This is a genomic window from Paenibacillus sp. P46E (genome assembly GCF_001909095.1).
Taxonomy (GTDB): domain Bacteria; phylum Bacillota; class Bacilli; order Paenibacillales; family Paenibacillaceae; genus Paenibacillus_AQ; species Paenibacillus_AQ helianthi.
In genome coordinates this window covers 53,230-70,716 of the sequence record NZ_LVYZ01000052.1, presented here as the reverse complement: position 1 = coordinate 70,716, position 17,487 = coordinate 53,230, and the positions used below count along the sequence as shown (strand labels likewise).

Sequence of the window (17,487 nt, the reverse complement as noted above, 5' to 3'; positions counted from 1 at the left end):
TTAGTAAAGTTGATACTTGATTCCAAAAACCAGGTACCCCTTGTGAATGAAGTTTCTTTTCATTAACATCAAAGTTTGCTTTTAGACCAGAAGGATCCGACAAATGAGAAAAAGGTTTGTTACTTTCATCGATCATTGATCAACACCTCCCTGTAAATCAAATTAAATAATAACATATATATACATTAAATTCAACTTTATTAGCCTTACGAGTTGTCTTTGATCATACTAACAAATAAGCAAAGAACTCTCAGAATTTAATGTACTTGTTACTTTGATCCTTATTAATTCTGTATACATCATTTGAAATAATTCATAATATTTGAAATTTAATCTTTTATTAGATGTAAAAACAAAAATAAGTTATAATAATAAGAACATTTGTTCCTACTTGGTTGTTATTTTTGGTTTATACATCTCTTTATTATAAAAAAAGGAGGAGAGGGTATGGCTAATAAAATATTTGACAAAGAATTGGAGGATACTCTGCATCAGGCTGAAGTAGAAAGTAAATTTGTGGCTTATATCACTAGTCTCTTTCATTACAACTCGATTAATTTTGATAAAAAAATTCGTAAACTTAATAAGAGATATAGTTTAATTCTGGATGATAATGATAAGGAAACGTATTATCCCGTCTCTTCAATGACCGATGACATATCGTCTTTTTTAACCTTAGAAGATCAAATAAGTGACTCGAATCTCTATTGCAAATTTATGGAACTAACTAAGCGCGAAAGGGAAATTTTAAATTTTTCTATTTATTTTGAGTTGAGTGATACAAAAATTGCAAAATTATTAGAAATATCCCAGCAAAGCATATCTAAAACAAAAAAACATGCTTTAAGGAAGCTTCGTGATTCATTTACTGAAAGGAGTAACTAATATGACCGAAGATATTTCAGTATGGGTACAAATAATAGGAAACTTTGGGTTCCCTGTGGGGGTAACTCTATATTTATTGATTAGATTTGAAAAGAAAATTGATGTTTTAAGTGACACAATCAACAAGCTTATTGATGTCATTAGGAGTAACAGAACAGGGGGTAAGTAATCATGGAATTATATGAATTGTTAGTAAAAGCTCATACAAGTGACAATGAAGCTGTTTTAAGCATAATCAAACGATTTAAGCCAAAAATTAAAAAGTCTCTTAATCAAACTAGCCCACAGAATCGTGACGATCTAGAACAAGATCTGTTAACCAAATTTATTGAAATTATTCATACTTATGATTTCGATATACCTGAAGAGGAGGTTTAACTAAATGCAAATAATCATGCTATCCTTTTTATTAACTATGATAATAATTTTATCAGCAGTCATTGTTACGCTGAAGTCAAATTGGACAGAGTTGCAATACAAAAAAATTATGCTTTTAAGCATAGGAGTATTACTAACTTTTACTTTTATAGAACTAATACCTGAAACATTACATGTATATAATGGAAGTCCAGTAATAATAGTTTCAAGTGTATTCTTTCTTTTTCTTTTTCAGCATAAACATAAAAAAAAGCAGGACGTCAATTCTATTGAGATGTTAATGATAGGTGGTAGTCTTCATTGGCTTTTCGATGGCTCAATGCTTGCAATTAGCCTTTTTATGGAGAAACAACTTTGTTCCACTTTTATAATTGCATTGTTATTCCACAAATTCACTGAGAGCATGATGTTTGCTTTTATTTTATATAGTTTTTCAAAAAGCAAGATCAAATTATTTAAATGTATAACTATTTTAGCTTCAGTTAACATAATAGGTATTTTAGTAACCATACTTTTCGTAGGTGAAACTGGAAATTTCCAAATATTTATAGGTATAGCAATGTCATTATCAGCAGGTTTATTTTTATATCTATCTTTTACGAGTCTAGTGAAATTAACAGACAATGAAGGAAATGAAAATAATACTATATTCGCTATTATAGGTGGATTACTCTATTATTTCATCCATATGAGCATAAAATGAAACTCCCAGCGGCAAACTGCGGGGAATTGAACCCGTAGCGATTTAAATTGTTAATGCTAACCCATAATGTCTGAAGATTAACGCTGTAAGTAGTCCTGCTGGTGACGGTCAACATTTCGGATCCGGGTAGAAGCTAGGAGAATCATGGAATTCTCCTTGGATTACTCGCTTGACCTTATGGGCATCAATAATTCGGTGCTTGTACTGTGAACTTTAAATTAAAGTATGAGTGCACAGTTTGTACATCAGACGGGCGACTCCGCTAGAGAATACGACCGCTGCCTCCATAAGCATTTCGTGCTCAGCTCCAAAGGCGCTCTGGTATCTTAGGATATGCTCTACCTGATTCATGTGCAGAAGGTAACTCTACATATCAATCCGTAGTTGACATCTGCATATACTCGCAGTCCGGCTGGTCCTGCAGATGGGACTCGTCCACACAACCGGCTGTAGTCGGTGAATTCCCCCTCAAGAGCTCAATCTCCCGGTTCAATTTCCATCCTGGCATCGCCGCGGTAGAACTTCGCCTCGCATCAGAGTTGCTCCAATAGCCCTTTTTAGAAATGACGGGGTATCAGCTTCGGCAGTCCAGTTCCAGGAAAAGTCGCCTTATCATCGTCGTTTTTCTGTTGCTGCTGTCGCCGGTCAGTTACCGCAACCTATTGATGCTCCGCCACTTATGCTCGCGGCCCAGCATCTCTTCCTGCATCGCCAATGCATACAGTTCAGTGACTTCCAGATCTCGGGAAATGAGGGAGCGGTGCAACGCGTAAAAGGCTTTGTTACAATGACCAAGTCTAAGATGTGGGGATATTTCAGGGGCGGCCTGTAGCAGCAGGCATACTCACGATGGGCGGGTGCTGGGCATGAGCTGTTTACGGAGGCGGTGACAGACGAAATTACCGTTTTTCCAGCGGAACTGCCTGGCTGGTGAACAAGCTGTGTACCCACGCCTTGATCTACGGCGCACAGAACAAGCATCGGATTATAGATGACCATATGGTAAAAATAAAACACGTGATCCATGGAGAATTGTCATGATTCTCCCTGCTTTTCTATCCTGCTGCGGACAGCATGGCCGTCAATAGCAGGACACTTCACACCGTGAACCTGTGGTCACTATGGGTTAGCAGTAACAGTTAATCATTAAAAAATAGTAAATATATTACTTTACATGTATAATGATGGTATCTATTGAATATTAATAATTACTCTTTGGTAATCATAAACAGCTAACGGGAGGGGAATAATTGAAAAAAAAATCACTTGCTTTAATTGGAATTATTGTTTTGTCTTCCTCTATCTTTACTGCCTGTTCTTCTAAAAAAGATGATGTTTCTATAGCTATTGAGGTAGCTCGTTCTTACAAAATGAATGAGCTTGAAGCAAATAAACCGGATAACACCAGAGAGGTAACTCCTCAGCAAATAGCGGAAAAAGAAGAGGCCATCAAACCTTTGACTACAGAATCCTATTTTAATAAACAATCAGCTAGCCGTGGCTTTGTACGCGGTTCAAGAATTGCCTTGATAAAAAAAACCGCATTAAAACTCGAGAATTTATCTTTTACTGAGAAAGTTGATACAGGACAAAGTATCGATCTCTCATATACTGGTGAGCTCGTTTTCGGAGAAGATATGATAAGCCTTGATGGGATTGTAACACTACTAAAAAAAGGGGATACCTGGAAAGTGAATAATGATATCTACAACTCCGAGGATATTATGGCGATTATTAATACAGAAATAGAAAATAGTTTGAGCGATAATAATGGAAAAAACTAATTTCCATTCCTAGTCACATCTCCGTGTGACGTTCCTTTTGTTCTTCACGACAGATAATAAACTCATGGTGAAGCCGTTACTGTCATGCCCATATTACATTACTTTAAAACAGACGATTATGCCCTTCCTGATTTATTTGCCTCTTTAAAGGTAATTTTGCTTCCATTACTAATATGGAAACGCGTCCCCGACGTTCCGCAGAAGGCTGTGCAATCCGAGTATAGGCGTCAATAACAAAGCTAATTAGGGAAAATCGAGTAGGAGGCTACTCATTTGTGAGTAGCCGACCTCTCACCTATGAAAAACTGCAAGTCCCAATTTGCGAATAAATGAACGAAGTCCAACTAAACCTAAAAATGCCAACACTAAGCTAAACCAGGCTACTTTGTTTTTTTAGCCTGGTTTAGCTTATAGCTTTGGGTTCATCTTCTATCCGACTCCTCCAAGCCATTCCTCACTCGTTACTATCGGTTCTTCTGACATCATTTCAAGCGCTTCAACAACTTCGCTCAGCTCGGGCATAGCGTATTCATTCGCGTTTTTTTCCATACGCTTGAGCTTGCGTTCAAGCAGGTCTCGCCGCAGATCGCTGTATTCTTCTTTACGACTTAACACCGCCCAAATGACGTGGAGAAGTTTACGAGCAGTCGCGACAATCGCAACCTTATGCCCCTTTTTTTCCTTCAGCGCTAGATAAAACAAACGCAATTTTCCAGGGCTTTGTACCGCTCGTTGGGCACACTGGACCAGAATCCAACGCAGTGTACTCCGGCCTTCCTTGGTAATGTTACCGGTATAGTACGTTTTCCCCGATTGATGGACCGAAGGGACCAACCCACTGTATGAAGCCAATTTTTTGGGAGAGGAGAAACGTGAAATATCTCCGACCTCAGCGAGGATTGTCAAGGCGCTTAGTACAGATATCCCAGGTATACCCATAAGCAAGTGTACGCTTGGGTTCTCTTTCGCCCTTGCATGCAAATCCGCTTCCAGAGCCGCCATTTCTTTCTGGACCGAATCCAGCATACGTAGCGACGAACAGACAATAATTTGCTCAGTCGTCGGCAGTATGACTTTCTCTAGAAATTTCCTTCCACCTTTCCCAAATAAATCGCTCCATGGCGATTGAATTCCGTTCCGAATCAATGCAGCATGTATTTTATTTTTAAGCATTGTCCGAATTTTCGCGAGCCTTATCCGGTGATGAAGTAAGACTCTTAACTGGTACTCGTCCTTCGATGGAACCCAACTCTCTGGGATAAAATCAGCTGCGAGCAACTGCGCGAGAATCTGGGCATCCAATGCATCTGTTTTTACACGAGCTTCTGCGATTGCTCGCGTCTTAAGAGGATTCGCGACAACGACTTGCCCGGGATATTCGGATAAGATATCATGAATCCAAAAGGCGTTGCTGGTCGCTTCGAGAACGATGCGAGTATTGGGATCTAGGGTTTGGCCGAACTCCTCCCAAGCTTCGCGTGTGTTAGCGATCCGGAATCGTCTTTTTTTCTTATCGGTGCCGATTTCACATCCTTCCGCATATTTTTGATGTACATCCAAACCAATAAACCGCATTTCCCTTCCCTCCCCTTAATACAATTACAGGCGGAGTTGCTTGTACATTCACCTATCCGTGGGCTATGCCACAACTGGGTGAGGCGAGGAGGCGGTTAAACACACCAACGGGCTTATTTCATCCCAGCGAGAGGGCAACCGCCCCGCCTGCAGCCTTCTCCGAAACCCTGTCTCCATTGTAACAAGAACGGGCCGGTACGTTTATCATACCAACACACCACCGTACATGCGGGTCCGCATACGGCGGTTCCAAAAGGTTAACAAAGTTCCAGGTAACGTGAAAGCAAACTTTTCAGCCCTTTCGCTTCCCAATAGGAATTCGGAAGGGCATTGTTCGTGTTCCGGGACATTTCCCATGCGCTTCTCCGTGAGTTGGCCATTGTAAAACATGCCCACTCCAGCACCCCAAGTGCCCGTAGTTCACGGATTCGTGTACGTACTCGTTTCCATTGCTTCCACTGACACATTCGAAGTCTTCTCCGAATCCACTGGTCCAGTTTATGGAGGTGCGTCTTTGCCGAAGCTAGACGGAAATAGCCGATCCAACCCATTAGATAGAAGGCGAGAGTGCGGAGACGAGATGGTTATTTTTATTCCTGCTTAAATCAACTATAATGGGGGATAGCTTTATCATTCGTTGGGAGAAGGTTGAGAAGTGTCGCTACGCAATTGGAAATATACACCGCTGCTGTTGATGCTGATTTTCCCGGTGCTCGGCAAGATGTATGCATGGGTCAACAAGCCGAGAGGCAAAGTCTATCATTTGATGACCTCATGGGATAACGCCATCCCTTTCGTCAAATATTTTGCACTGCCTTATTCCGTTTGGATCTTTTATATTTATCTATGTCTTTACTATTTCTTCAAGAACGATTTGCGTGTGTATTACCGTGCTTTGTTGATTTATACCGTATGCGCATGCATTTGTTACGGGATTTACTCTGTAGTTCAAACAACGGTGCCACGCCCCGAGTTGGTGGGCCATGACGTCTTTACCTTGATCGTGCGTTTTGTGTACCACCGGGACCAGCCGTTCAATTGTTTCCCCAGTATCCATGTGTTCTCCAGCTACATGGTGTTTCGCCTAACCGCCAGCAGCGGCTTCCGGAACAAATGGAACATGCTCCTGATCGGGGGGATGTCCGGGATGATTATATTATCCACGCTGTTCATTAAGCAGCATGCGATTCTCGACGGCCTTGCCGGCATTATGCTAGTTGAAATTGTATTGGCCGCCGTTCTGCTGGTGGAGCACTTCTTCACCCGCAGCAGCAGCACTCCCCAAGAGCGTTCTTTCGAAGATAGTCCTCGAAGCACCTGAAGCTCCTTCCGCAGATAAGCGAAGGGGGCTAACCGAAGTGTCAAAACCGTGAAAGGCTACATCCATGCGTATAAAACGGGTGGTCTTTCTGCTTTACAAATGAATTATTCACCAGGTGCGCTTTTCTTTTTCAACTTTTGTGCCATATACATTACACCACCCCTGCTCATGACATAAGCTTTTCTCATCAGCTTTATGAAAGACACCGGCATCCAGTATGGCGGCAAAGGCTCTCAGGTGAAGGTGAATCCGCGCTGAGGCAACACAGATAGTCATAGAAACAGCTAAAGACAAAGCCGCCAGTGGCTTTGTCTTTTTTGATAAAAATATATATGCGCCGCTGACCCATTAGCCTTCTGGTTTTTGCCACTTTCGAGCTCAGTTACTCAACAGACACCTCAGTTACTACTCTCCTCTGCCTTCATGACTGGCACAGGTTGTTCTGCAGCCTCGTAGGCACGGAGCACAGAATCTAATAGTCCTGGAAAACGTGCATTCAAGTCCTCGGTGCGCAGGGACAACATACGCTGGGTACCTTGAACACGGGTATGGATAACCCCTGCCTCGCGCAGCGTCCGGGCATGGTGGGACAGCGTGGATTTGGCGACCGGCACGTTGAAGCCGTTGCAGGCCTGTTCGCCATTGTGTTGGATATCTGAAATGATAGATAAGCGAATGGGGTCACTGAGCGCATACAGTACGGAGGCTAGCTGAATGTCCTTACGGTCCGGATGAAATAGTATCTTCATGGATCAATATCCCCTTTAGAGTACAGATAGATGCCACAAATAATTGTGCTCCTAATTGCATTTTATATCAACCCATGCTATATTTCAAATGTTCGATGATAATCGAAATATAAAACTTTAAAAAGGAGTGGCCATCACATGGACTTATTAACGAATACCCCCGCTACAGCGGAAGAGAAGGATTCATCTGTGGAAGCCACTCTTCCCAGAGAAGGGCTGCTGACGCTTCTGTTCAGTGTTGCGGTTGTTCTCGTCATTATGAATACGGCGATGTTCAATCTGGCGCTGCCTGATGTGACGGAGTCGTTTGGCATCTCAGCCTCCGCCGCCTCCTGGATCGTGACCGGATATTCCATTATGTTCTCCATTGCTTCAATTACCTACAGTAGACTCTCCGACTTCCTGCCGATCCGCAGGCTGCTGACGATTGGCCTGCTGACACTCGGTTTCGCGGCGGTTGCCGGATTCCTCAGTACGAACTTCATCTTCCTCTTGATTGTCCGTATCGTGCAGGCTTCCGGGGCCGGGGCCGTGATGTCATTGTCTCTGGTGCTATTCACCCGGTATGTTCCGCTGAACCGCCGCGGTAAGGCGATGGCTACCATAATGTCTGCAGTTTCGCTTGGTCTGGGGCTCGGTCCCGTTGCGGGCGGAGCCATTACCCAGTACTTCGGCTGGAACTGGCTGTTTGCCGTTACCGCATTTATTCTGCTGCTTGTACCGCTGTTTCTGGTACTGCTGCCGAAGGAACTGCCGACCCGGGGCTCTTTTGACGCCGTCGGAGGGATCTTCCTCGGAATCGGCACCACCGGGCTTCTGCTGTTCCTGACCAGTGGGCTGTGGATGGCTCTGGTTGCCGGCATTGCCGCCATTTTCTTATTCGTCAGCCGGATCCGCACCACCCCTGATCCGTTTGTCATGCCAGCTCTTTTCAAGAACCGTTCCTACCTGGTGCTCTCTCTGGTCGGGATTGCCTCATACCTGTGCAGCTTTGCAACACTATTCCTGCTGCCACAGATTCTGGTTCACCGATTTGGCTTCAGCGCAAGCCATGCCGGATTTGTGATTTTCCCTGGCTCCCTGCTGGCCATTGTTGTATCCCGAGCGGTAGGCCGGATCATTGACCGTTTCGGCAACGGGGGTATTCTGCGTTTTGTGCCCCTGCTTGTACTAACGGCTACCATTCTATTTGCCCTGTTCGCCGGACATTCATGGGTGGCAGTGATGTTCGTATACATGATTATGAGTCTGGCCTTCACAACGCTGTCCAGCAGTGTATCCAATGAAATCTCCCGTATCTTGCCTTCCTCCCAGATTGGTTCCGGGATGGGACTGTTCCAGCTGCTGCAGTTCTTCAGTGGCGCCTTCGGTGTCGCCATGGCTGCCAGTGCGCTGGAATGGCAGCGTGGACTCTCCCTGTCTGCGGCTTACTCCAATATTTACTGGGGACTTTCCATTGCCGCACTCATCGCCATTGCCTCTGCTTTTGCGTACCGCCGGAGCAACGGGAATGGGATGGAGGATATGGTTGAGGCATGAGCGGATCATCAGGCAATATATATACAAAAATACCCTGCAGCTCACAACAGCTGCAGGGCAAGCCTGATTAAGAGTGACCGGATACCCCGGATAAGTGAACATCCGGCTCATGGCCCTCTTTTGAATAGTTGATTGAATTGTCATGAAGCACTCCGGCTCTAAACTACCAGAACCTCTGCATTCTTATCGCACTCCGCACATTTCGCCGGTGGATCCCAGTCAGAGAACTCGGTTTCCTTCAGGTCCACAATATCCGGTGCATCCTCGAACTCGTCCACAAATTTGTCGATGGCCAGCTCTACATGTTCCTTACACACTACATACATTCGATCAAGCATCCCTTTCTGTGCCGCTGCGGCATATACTCCTTCTACTGTTCTACCATACTTCTCCGCAAAAAGGAACTCCCTCCGCAGAGTTTACACACTCTCCACAAACTTCTGAATATCATCCGCGATCAGTGTCAACGCATCCCGCCAGAACTCTGGTGAATTCACATCAATATCCATCAGCCTCGCGGCATCTGTGATGGTATTTTTACCCGTTGCTGCCAGGAAAGAGTGGTACCGGTCTACGAATGCTTCGCCTTGCTTCTTATACTGCGCATACAGTCCCTTGGAGAACAGCAGTCCGAAGGAATAGGGGAAATTCAGAAATTCATTACCTGCCATATAATATCCGGCTTTGCTGATCCACTGGTAAGGATGAATCGTGTCAGGGTCCACACTATCCCCATATGCAGCTACCATCGATTCATGCATGAGGTCATTCAGTTCTTGGACGGAGAGAACACCAGACCGTCTTCGTTCATACAGCCGGCTCTCGAATAAGTAGCGGGCATAGAAATCCACAATGTAATATCCGGCATCGGACAGGCTCCGTTCCAGAATGGAGAGGGTCTCGCTTTCAGGTACCACCTTCCGCAGCTCCTGGTGAATGAGACTTTCGCAAAAAATCGACGCCGTCTCGGCAATCGGCACCGGATAGTCTGTATTCACCATAGTTTCACCAGTAAGACAGCTGCTATGGTAGGCATGCCCGATTTCGTGCGCCAGTATACTGATATCGATATAATTCCCCGTAAAGCTGGTAATGATCCGGCTCTCTCCGATCGGAAAAATATCGACGCACAAGCCAAAGTTGCCCTTGCCCGTTCTCGGCTCAGCATCGATCCAGCGCTGCCGGAACACCTTGCCGGCGAATTCGCCCAGTTCTGCGCTGAATGCACTGAAGCCGGAGACGATCACATCTCTCGCTTCCCGGTAGGTTACTTTGGCTGAACTCTCCCCAGCTACCGGAGCAAAAACATCATAAAATGGAAGCTGGCCGGAATGGCCGAGCATCTCTGCTTTTTTCAAATAGTACTGATGGAAGACTGGAAGACTCTCCTTAATGGCATTCAGCATCACGGTTAGTGTCTTCTGGTCCATTCTCGATGCGGTCAGTACTTTATGCAGCGGTGAATCATACCCTCTCAGCTCATAGACTGCAGCCGCTTCTCCGCTAACCGAATTCAGACAGGCCGCACTCTGTTCCGCCACACTCCGGCACGCTTCGTGCTCAGCTTCATAAGCTGCTTGTCTCACCAATGCATCTCCGTCATAGACGATATTCCGCAATTCTGCAAGGGACATGTTCTGAACTTCTCCACTGATCCTGATGTCCACCCGTAACCTGGATAGTGTCTGCATATACAGCCGCTCCCAGGCTTTGGAACCGGTACGCTGCATCCTCGCAATGGCTGCCTCCGCCTCTTCACCGAGCCAATGAGCAGATTGCCGCTGCAACCCGTTTAGATAGAACTCATGCTCAGCAAGGTAAGCGGACGAAGTTAGGATGGTATTCAAATCTGTGATTTTTGCCAGCCACTTGCTGAAATCCGCATGAACCTCCCCCGCAGCGAATGCCGTGTCCTCAAGCTCATCCATTCGGTTCACTGCATCCATATTGCTGCTGTCTACGCTGAACCTAAGCTCCGCATAGCTGAATAGACAAAGGTAGACACTTTTGTAAGCATTATATCCCTTCAGAAATTGCTCGATGGCTTCTGCTGTTTCTCTATCGTTATGTATACGGTTATGCAGATGTTCTGCGGCCCATTGGTTTAATCTCTCAGCATACTCTACCAGAAGCTCACGGTCCTGATTGAACTTTTCCGACTCAAAAGAAGGATATAAGCTTTCCAGCTCCCACGATAAATCCATAATTTAATCTCTCCTTATTTAAGAAGCGCGGAAATATATTATGATCTCTTATCTTATAGAGCAGCAGAACTCACTTGCTTCCACCTCATCCGATAATATGGGTAATCCATCCAATAGTAACATGCTACCATATATTTTCACAAAAAAAGCTCCCTCCGCCCAAAACCGGGCGAAAGAAGCCTTGTAAGATCAATATGACTTAATCCCCTGCCAGCTTCACAAGGAACTCAGCCGGACGGTCCAGCTCGTACAGTCTGCGGTAACGGGCTTCACGGGCCATCAGCTCTGCATGGGTGCCGCGCATCTCCACCACCCCATTCTCCATAAAAATCACTTCATCCATCTGCTCTGCACCCACCAGATGGTGGGTTACCCAGATCAGCGTCTTATCTGCCATCGCACCAAACATCGTTGCCAGCAGTTCACGCTCCGTACGCGGATCAAGCCCGACCGTCGGCTCATCAAGCACAACAACCGGAGTATTCTGCAGCAGAATACGGGCGAGGGCAATCCGCTGGCGTTCCCCGCCGGAGAAACGCTGGCCGGCTTCACGCACCGGAGTATCATAACCCTCTGGCAGTGAAGAGATCAGGTTGTCCAGTTGGGCCAGTTCCCCGGCACGCTTGACCTCTGCGTCGGAAGCCTTCGGGTTGCCCAGCCGGATATTGTTCGCCACCGTTGTGTCGAACAAATGCGGGCTCTGGTTAAGGACAGCAATCAGCTTCGGAATGTTCTCCCCATAGGCGGAAGCGTCAATGCCATTGATTACGGCAGACCCGATAGAAGGTCTAATCACACCTTGAATCACTTTCAGCAGTGTGGACTTGCCCGCGCCACTGCGGCCGATAATAGCAACTTTCCGTCCCTGCGGAATGGCGAGAGTCAGATCCTGAATCGACCAGTCGTCTCCGGAAGCATAACGGTATCCTGCATTCTTCAACTGAATATGTGCCTGCCGGGTCTCCCTGATCGCCTTGGTGGCAGTTTCTGCAAGGGCTCCCGCCTCCGCACTTCTTGCTTCGTCAGCCTCGGAGGGATCTCCCCCGGCTGACTCTACTTGATTCAGACGCTCCAGAGAATTACGGTACTGCGGAATCTTCTCTACCGCATCAGAGACCGGCAGGAAAGCATCTGCCACCGGGAACACTACCAGTACGAACGCCGCAATCAGTGTTCCGGCGATGGCGCCGCTCTGATACTCTCCGGCAGCCCAGTAGATTACAGATACGACAGCGACCCCGACAACGGCCTGCCCGAGGAACATCCGGATACGCGCCCATCTGCGGAGTGCTCCGTCGGTATGGGCAACCCGTTTCTCGTCTGCCTCGTAAGTGGCAACGAACTGGCTCTGCCGTCCGCTGATCACCCAATCCCCCATCCCGAGGACGGCATCGGTCAGCTTCTGATAGAGCCGGTTGCGTTCCTGCTTCACCATCCGTTGCCGCGACTGCGTGAACAGCAGCGAGATCAGCGGCAGGACAATGACAATGACCAGCATGTAGAGCCCAATCAACAGTGCAAAGGCTACATCAAATGTACCCAGCGAGATAATCGCAGCCGCATAGATCAAGAGTGCGATAATACTCGGAAATACGGTACGCAAGTACACATTTTGCAAATATTCAATATCATCAGCGAGCATACCCAGAATATCTCCGGTACGGAAGCGCGAAGACAGGAACAGTGCCTGCGGCTCCAGAATGTTGTATAGCCGGATACGCATCTTAGAGAGAATCCGCAATATCGTATCATGCGAGACCAGGCGCTCCACATAGTGAATTACCGCCCGGCTTGTCCCGAAGGTACGCACGCCGACAATCGGCACGTAGATCATCAGAATATTTTCCGGCGGGATGGATGCCTTGGAGATCAGGAACCCGGAGGTATACATCAGGGAGGAGGCTGAGAAAATAGTCAGCGCACCCAGGATGATAATCAGCAGAAACCGCCAGAAATAGGAATTGAAATAGGGAGCAAACCATCCTTCACGTTTCAATGGATTCCCTCCAATTGACTTTGAATAAGCTCATAATAGGCACCCCTGCGGGCTACCAGCTCTTGGTGTGTGCCAACCTCGGCCACTTGTCCCTGCTGCATTACGACAATGAGATCCATATCAATCATCCAGTGCAGCCGGTGGGTAGCCAGGAACACCAGCTTCCCTTCAAAAAGCGGGAGCATTGTTTCCTTCAGCTCATACTCCGTCTCAATATCCAGATGAGCAGTCGGCTCATCCAGCAGCATGACCGGCCGGCTGCTTAGCAGTGCGCGGGCCAATGCTACACGCTGCTCCTGGCCGCCGCTTAGTGAACGCCCTCCGCCGCCAATCATTTCATCCAGTCCATTCGGGAGTGACGCAGCCAGCTTCGATAATCCAGCAGCGGCAATCACTTCAGCCACCGCTTCATTCGTAGCATCAGGGTAATAGAACCGTACATTATCTGCGAGTGTGCCGCTGAAAATATACGGCCGCTGCGGAATATAGGTCGTCTGCTTGCGCCATTCCTCATCCGTTAACGCACTCACCTGGTTACCATTCACTTCAATCGTACCGGACGTAGGATGCAGGAAGCCACCCAGGATATCCACCAGGGTAGATTTACCTGCACCACTTTCGCCAATAATGCCGATCTTGGCATTCCCTCTGAACGCCAGATCCACACCGGAGAGCGAAGCAATCCCATCGGCTTCATATTTCACGCCCACCTGATGTAGTGCAAGGACACTGTCCTTCTGCCAAGCGAATACATCCCTGAATGGTACAGCTCCGGAAGCCGAAGTGGCAGCAACGTCACCTGCTACCGTTCTGGCCGTGTCTCCATTTCCAGCTTCAGCTATGACACCCGCCGAATTCAGCAGTTTGGCTTCCACTGCCTCCCGGTCAATAATACTCTTCATCGCTTCTCCTGCTTCCTTGCCATCAAGAGTAGCATGGAAGTCCGCTCCGACCAGGCGGACCGGCAGGAAATATTCAGGTGCCAGGATCAGAATGGTTAGTCCAGTGACCAATGTCATCTGTTCATTCACCAGACGGAGGCCGAGGCTTACCGCTACTGAAGCCACAGACAGCATCGTGAAGAAGTCCATGGCGAACGAGGACAGAAAAGCTACGCGAAGCGTACGCATGGTCGCGGAACGGTAGCGGTCACTAACCGCTGCTATACTCTCGCTATGACTGCGGCTGCGCCCGAGAAACTTCAGCGTTTCCAGACCACGCAGCGAATCCACGAAGTGATTGGACAGGGTGCGGTACGATTTCAATTGACGGTCCATCTGCTTGCGGGCCGTCATCCCGATCAGAATCATAAAGACAATAATGATCGGCAGCGTCAACGTAAGAATAACACCGCTTGAGGTGTCCTGAGTGTAGACGTACACCAGCAGCAGTGCCGGTGTGACCGCCATCCCCACCATCCGCGGAATAATCAGTTCCAGGTACGTCCGGAACTTCGTGACTCCTTCAAGCACAAGCGTAACCAGATCTCCGGTTCCCCGGTCGCCTGCCAGCCTTGGTCCCAGCTGGAACAGCTTGTCCATCATCTGTCTCCGCATGCTGCTGCCAGTAGCTTCCGCGAAGCGGTAAGACACACGGCTCATCAGCAGGGCACTGGCATGGCGCACCAGAAACGCAAGAAGGAACAAGAGCGATTTCGCCCCTTGTTCCTTCAGCGGTTCCCCCGCAAACAGCGCAGAGACTACTTCTGCCAGCGACTTCGCCAGCAGAAGAATGGACAGGCTTTGCACCAGGGTAAGGAAGCCCACGATCAGGAAGACCGGCTTAACTCCTTTATACCCAAGCAAATTTTTATCCATTAGTATTCAAGATGCTCCTTCTCGTGAACCCGTTTATGGAAGACGAAGTAGCTCCAGATCTGATAGCCCAGTACGAACGGCAGCAGCGACAGCGCTACAATCGTCATCACCTTCAGGGAATAATGGCCGGAAGCTGCATTCGTAATCGTCAGATTAAAGGCTTGATCCAGCGAACTGATCATCACCCGCGGGAAGAGTCCGACAAAGATAGAGATTACCGACAAGGCCATCACCGCACCCGTCATCCCGAAGGCGAGCCCGTCTTTCTTCTTACTCATGAAATAGCCGGACAGCACATAAGCAGCAATTCCCAGAATTACAATTACGAACAGGAGTGCTCCCCGTTTCTCAAATACATCTGTCATGTAATAAGTCATTACCACAAAAGCAAGCAGCAGCGCAGCCAGTGGGAACAGCAGCTTCTGTGCCAGCTTGCGGGCACGTTCCTGCAGATCCCCTACCGTACGAAGCGTAGTGAACATCAATCCGTGCACCAGGCAGAGCATCACTACAGTAATACCAGCCACTACAGTATAACCATTTACAATATCGAAGAATCCGGCATACATCTGCATATCCCCGTCGATCGGCAGCCCTTTGATGAAGCTGGCGAACACTACGGCAAGCAGGAACGGCGGCAGGAAGCTTCCGAAAAAGATGCAGACATCCCAGGTTCTTTTCCAAGCCAGCGAGTCCCGTTTGCCTCTGAATTCAAAGGCGACACCGCGGGCAATCAGCGCCAGCAGCGCAAATACGAAAGGAATGTAGAATCCGCTGAAAAGCGTTGCATACCAGTGCGGGAAAGCGGCGAACATTGCACCTGCACCTGTAATCAGCCATACTTCATTCGCATCCCAGAATGGCCCGATCGAGTTGATCAGCACCCGGCGCTCCGTATCATTCTTCGCCAGAATCTGAGTTTCCATCCCTACGCCGAAGTCAAAGCCTTCCAGGAAAAAGAAGCCGACGAACAGCACAGCAATCAGCACAAACCACAATTCATTAAGAGAAAGCATGGGATCCCTCCTTGTTATACGGATCATGGGATTCGCCGTGATCGTTATCCATGGCGTAAGGACCTTTTTTGATCACCTTGATGAATAAGCCAACCAGTACCAAACCAAGAATGGCGTAGATTGCTGTAAAAGAAATGACCGAGAACAACACCTGTCCGCTCGTAATATTAGGCGATACACTATCCTCTGTAGTCATTAACCCAAATACCGTCCACGGCTGTCTACCCATCTCGGTCATAATCCAGCCCGATGTATTGGCAATCGGCGGAAGCAGCAGCCCCCAGAACATAAAGCGCATGAACCAGGTGTTCGGGCGTTCCATCTTCTTGCGCCACATCAGGTAGATGGCGTACACTCCCAGCAGAATCATAAGCGAGCCTGCAGCAACCATGATCCGGAAGCTCCAGAAGGTTGTGCGCACCGGTGGAATATAATCCCCAGGACCATAGGTCTTTTCATATTCAGCCTGCAGCGTATTCATCCCTTTAACAGATCCCGAAAACTTACTGTAAGAGAGAAAGCTCAGCATATATGGAATTTTCACTTCATGAGAGCTTATTTTATTCTCTGGATCAATCGTCGCAAAAACTGTCCATGCAGCAGGGTCTCCACTGTCATCCCACAGTCCTTCGGAAGCAGCCATCTTCATCGGTTGAGTCCCAACCAGATACTGCGCCTGGGCATGACCCGCAATGGCTACACCGAACGATGAAATGATGCCGACAATCGCAGCAATCTCAAATGATTTGCGGAAAAAGGAAACATCCTGCTTCTTCAGCAATTTATATGCGCTAATTCCCGTGACCAGGAAGGCGCCTGTAGCGTACGCGGCGAGAACCGTATGCGGGAACTCGACCAGCAATTGTCCATTCGTAATCAATGCCCATATATCATTCATTTCAGCCCGTCCATTATTGATAGCAAAACCTACCGGATGCTGCATGAACGAGTTGGCCAGCAGAATCCAGAAAGCTGACAGCATGGTTCCGAGCGCTACCAGCCAGATCGAGACCAGGTGGACACGTTTGGATACCTTATCCCAGCCGAAAATCCAAATTCCAATAAACGTAGATTCCAGAAAGAAAGCAAGCAGCGCTTCAATCGCTAGTGGAGCTCCAAATACATCGCCGACAAAACGCGAGTAGTCAGACCAGTTCATCCCGAACTGAAATTCCTGCAGAATTCCTGTTACTACGCCCACAGCGAAGTTAATCAGGAAAAGCTTTCCCCAGAACTGCGCCATTCTTTTGTACTCATCATTGCCTTTTCTGACATACATCGTCTCCATGATTGCAATCAAGAGCGCGAGTCCAATTGATACCGGTACAAAGAAATAATGAAAAATTGTCGTCGACGCAAATTGTAATCGCGACAGCATCACTGTATCCATATTTCTCCCCTTCCTTCTCCCCATTCGATATGTCTATTTTGTCAAAAATTCAAAGGGTTAAGTGTGATATTTATCACATTATACACCCTATTCAGGCTTAAAATTCAATAAATTTGTGACAAATATCACA

General features: G+C 47.4%; 15 protein-coding genes and 1 pseudogene. 7 read left to right on the top strand and 9 right to left on the bottom strand.

Annotated features, from left to right (window positions below; all coding sequences use genetic code 11):
- Nucleotides 1-447: 447 nt before the first annotated feature.
- The 5 genes from A3849_RS19940 to A3849_RS19920 all read left to right on the top strand — a co-directional run bounded on the left by A3849_RS19940 (nt 448) and on the right by A3849_RS19920 (nt 3,750).
- On the top strand, nt 448-885 hold the full coding sequence (locus A3849_RS19940) for a sigma-70 family RNA polymerase sigma factor (protein WP_074112984.1): 438 nt from the start codon (nt 448-450) through the stop codon (nt 883-885).
- A gap of 1 nt (nt 886) precedes the next feature.
- A complete protein-coding gene (locus A3849_RS19935; protein ID WP_074112983.1) occupies nt 887-1,054 on the top strand; it encodes a YvrJ family protein in 168 nt (55 codons plus the stop codon).
- Nucleotides 1,055-1,056: 2 nt separating this feature from the next.
- Nucleotides 1,057-1,263 (top strand): helix-turn-helix domain-containing protein, encoded by a 207-nt coding sequence (locus A3849_RS19930; RefSeq protein WP_074112982.1) that lies wholly within the window; start codon nt 1,057-1,059, stop codon nt 1,261-1,263.
- A gap of 4 nt (nt 1,264-1,267) precedes the next feature.
- The gene (locus A3849_RS19925) at nt 1,268-1,966 is read left to right on the top strand and encodes a ZIP family metal transporter (RefSeq protein WP_074112981.1); all 699 of its coding nucleotides are present in this window, start codon (nt 1,268-1,270) and stop codon (nt 1,964-1,966) included.
- Between the two features lie 1,250 nt (nt 1,967-3,216).
- Nucleotides 3,217-3,750, top strand: a complete 534-nt coding sequence (locus A3849_RS19920; protein ID WP_074087026.1) for a hypothetical protein — start codon at nt 3,217-3,219, stop codon at nt 3,748-3,750.
- A gap of 429 nt (nt 3,751-4,179) precedes the next feature.
- Here A3849_RS19920 and A3849_RS19915 read toward each other — a convergent pair whose 3' ends face one another.
- Both A3849_RS19915 and A3849_RS19910 read right to left on the bottom strand, forming a co-directional pair.
- On the bottom strand, nt 4,180-5,325 hold the full coding sequence (locus tag A3849_RS19915) for an IS110 family RNA-guided transposase (protein WP_074112980.1): 1,146 nt from the start codon (nt 5,323-5,325) through the stop codon (nt 4,180-4,182).
- A 257-nt stretch (nt 5,326-5,582) separates the two neighbouring features.
- A pseudogene (locus A3849_RS19910) lies at nt 5,583-5,891 on the bottom strand (group II intron maturase-specific domain-containing protein); the annotation flags it as partial.
- Nucleotides 5,892-5,980: 89 nt separating this feature from the next.
- On the opposite strand from A3849_RS19910, the gene A3849_RS19905 reads away from it, so the two are divergent.
- Nucleotides 5,981-6,646: a phosphatase PAP2 family protein gene (locus A3849_RS19905; RefSeq protein WP_074086444.1), complete on the top strand. Its 666-nt coding sequence runs from the start codon at nt 5,981-5,983 to the stop codon at nt 6,644-6,646.
- A gap of 398 nt (nt 6,647-7,044) precedes the next feature.
- Here A3849_RS19905 and A3849_RS19900 read toward each other — a convergent pair whose 3' ends face one another.
- Nucleotides 7,045-7,395 (bottom strand): ArsR/SmtB family transcription factor, encoded by a 351-nt coding sequence (locus A3849_RS19900; RefSeq protein ID WP_074086445.1) that lies wholly within the window; start codon nt 7,393-7,395, stop codon nt 7,045-7,047.
- A 138-nt stretch (nt 7,396-7,533) separates the two neighbouring features.
- Here A3849_RS19900 and A3849_RS19895 point away from each other — a divergent pair, with 138 nt between their 5' ends.
- Nucleotides 7,534-8,934, top strand: coding sequence for an MFS transporter (locus A3849_RS19895; protein ID WP_074112979.1), 1,401 nt, complete (start codon nt 7,534-7,536; stop codon nt 8,932-8,934).
- A gap of 158 nt (nt 8,935-9,092) precedes the next feature.
- On the opposite strand, the gene A3849_RS19890 is transcribed toward A3849_RS19895, so the two are convergent.
- From A3849_RS19890 to A3849_RS19865, 6 genes are all read right to left on the bottom strand, one after another.
- Nucleotides 9,093-9,260, bottom strand: coding sequence for a CxxH/CxxC protein (locus A3849_RS19890; protein ID WP_074086447.1), 168 nt, complete (start codon nt 9,258-9,260; stop codon nt 9,093-9,095).
- 93 nt (nt 9,261-9,353) lie between these two features.
- Nucleotides 9,354-11,138, bottom strand: coding sequence for a M3 family oligoendopeptidase (locus A3849_RS19885; protein ID WP_074112978.1), 1,785 nt, complete (start codon nt 11,136-11,138; stop codon nt 9,354-9,356).
- A gap of 199 nt (nt 11,139-11,337) precedes the next feature.
- Complete coding sequence (gene cydC, locus A3849_RS19880) at nt 11,338-13,134, bottom strand: thiol reductant ABC exporter subunit CydC (RefSeq protein ID WP_074112977.1); 1,797 nt, start codon at nt 13,132-13,134, stop codon at nt 11,338-11,340.
- The gene (cydD, locus tag A3849_RS19875) at nt 13,131-14,951 is read right to left on the bottom strand and encodes a thiol reductant ABC exporter subunit CydD (protein ID WP_074112976.1); all 1,821 of its coding nucleotides are present in this window, start codon (nt 14,949-14,951) and stop codon (nt 13,131-13,133) included. The genes cydC and cydD overlap by 4 nt, the downstream gene beginning before the upstream one ends.
- Nucleotides 14,951-15,967, bottom strand: coding sequence for a cytochrome d ubiquinol oxidase subunit II (gene cydB / locus A3849_RS19870; protein ID WP_074086451.1), 1,017 nt, complete (start codon nt 15,965-15,967; stop codon nt 14,951-14,953). The genes cydD and cydB overlap by 1 nt, the downstream gene beginning before the upstream one ends.
- Entirely contained in the window at nt 15,954-17,357 is a 1,404-nt protein-coding gene (locus A3849_RS19865; protein WP_074112975.1) for a cytochrome ubiquinol oxidase subunit I, read from the bottom strand. The genes cydB and A3849_RS19865 overlap by 14 nt, the downstream gene beginning before the upstream one ends.
- Between the last annotated feature and the right edge of the window lie 130 nt (nt 17,358-17,487).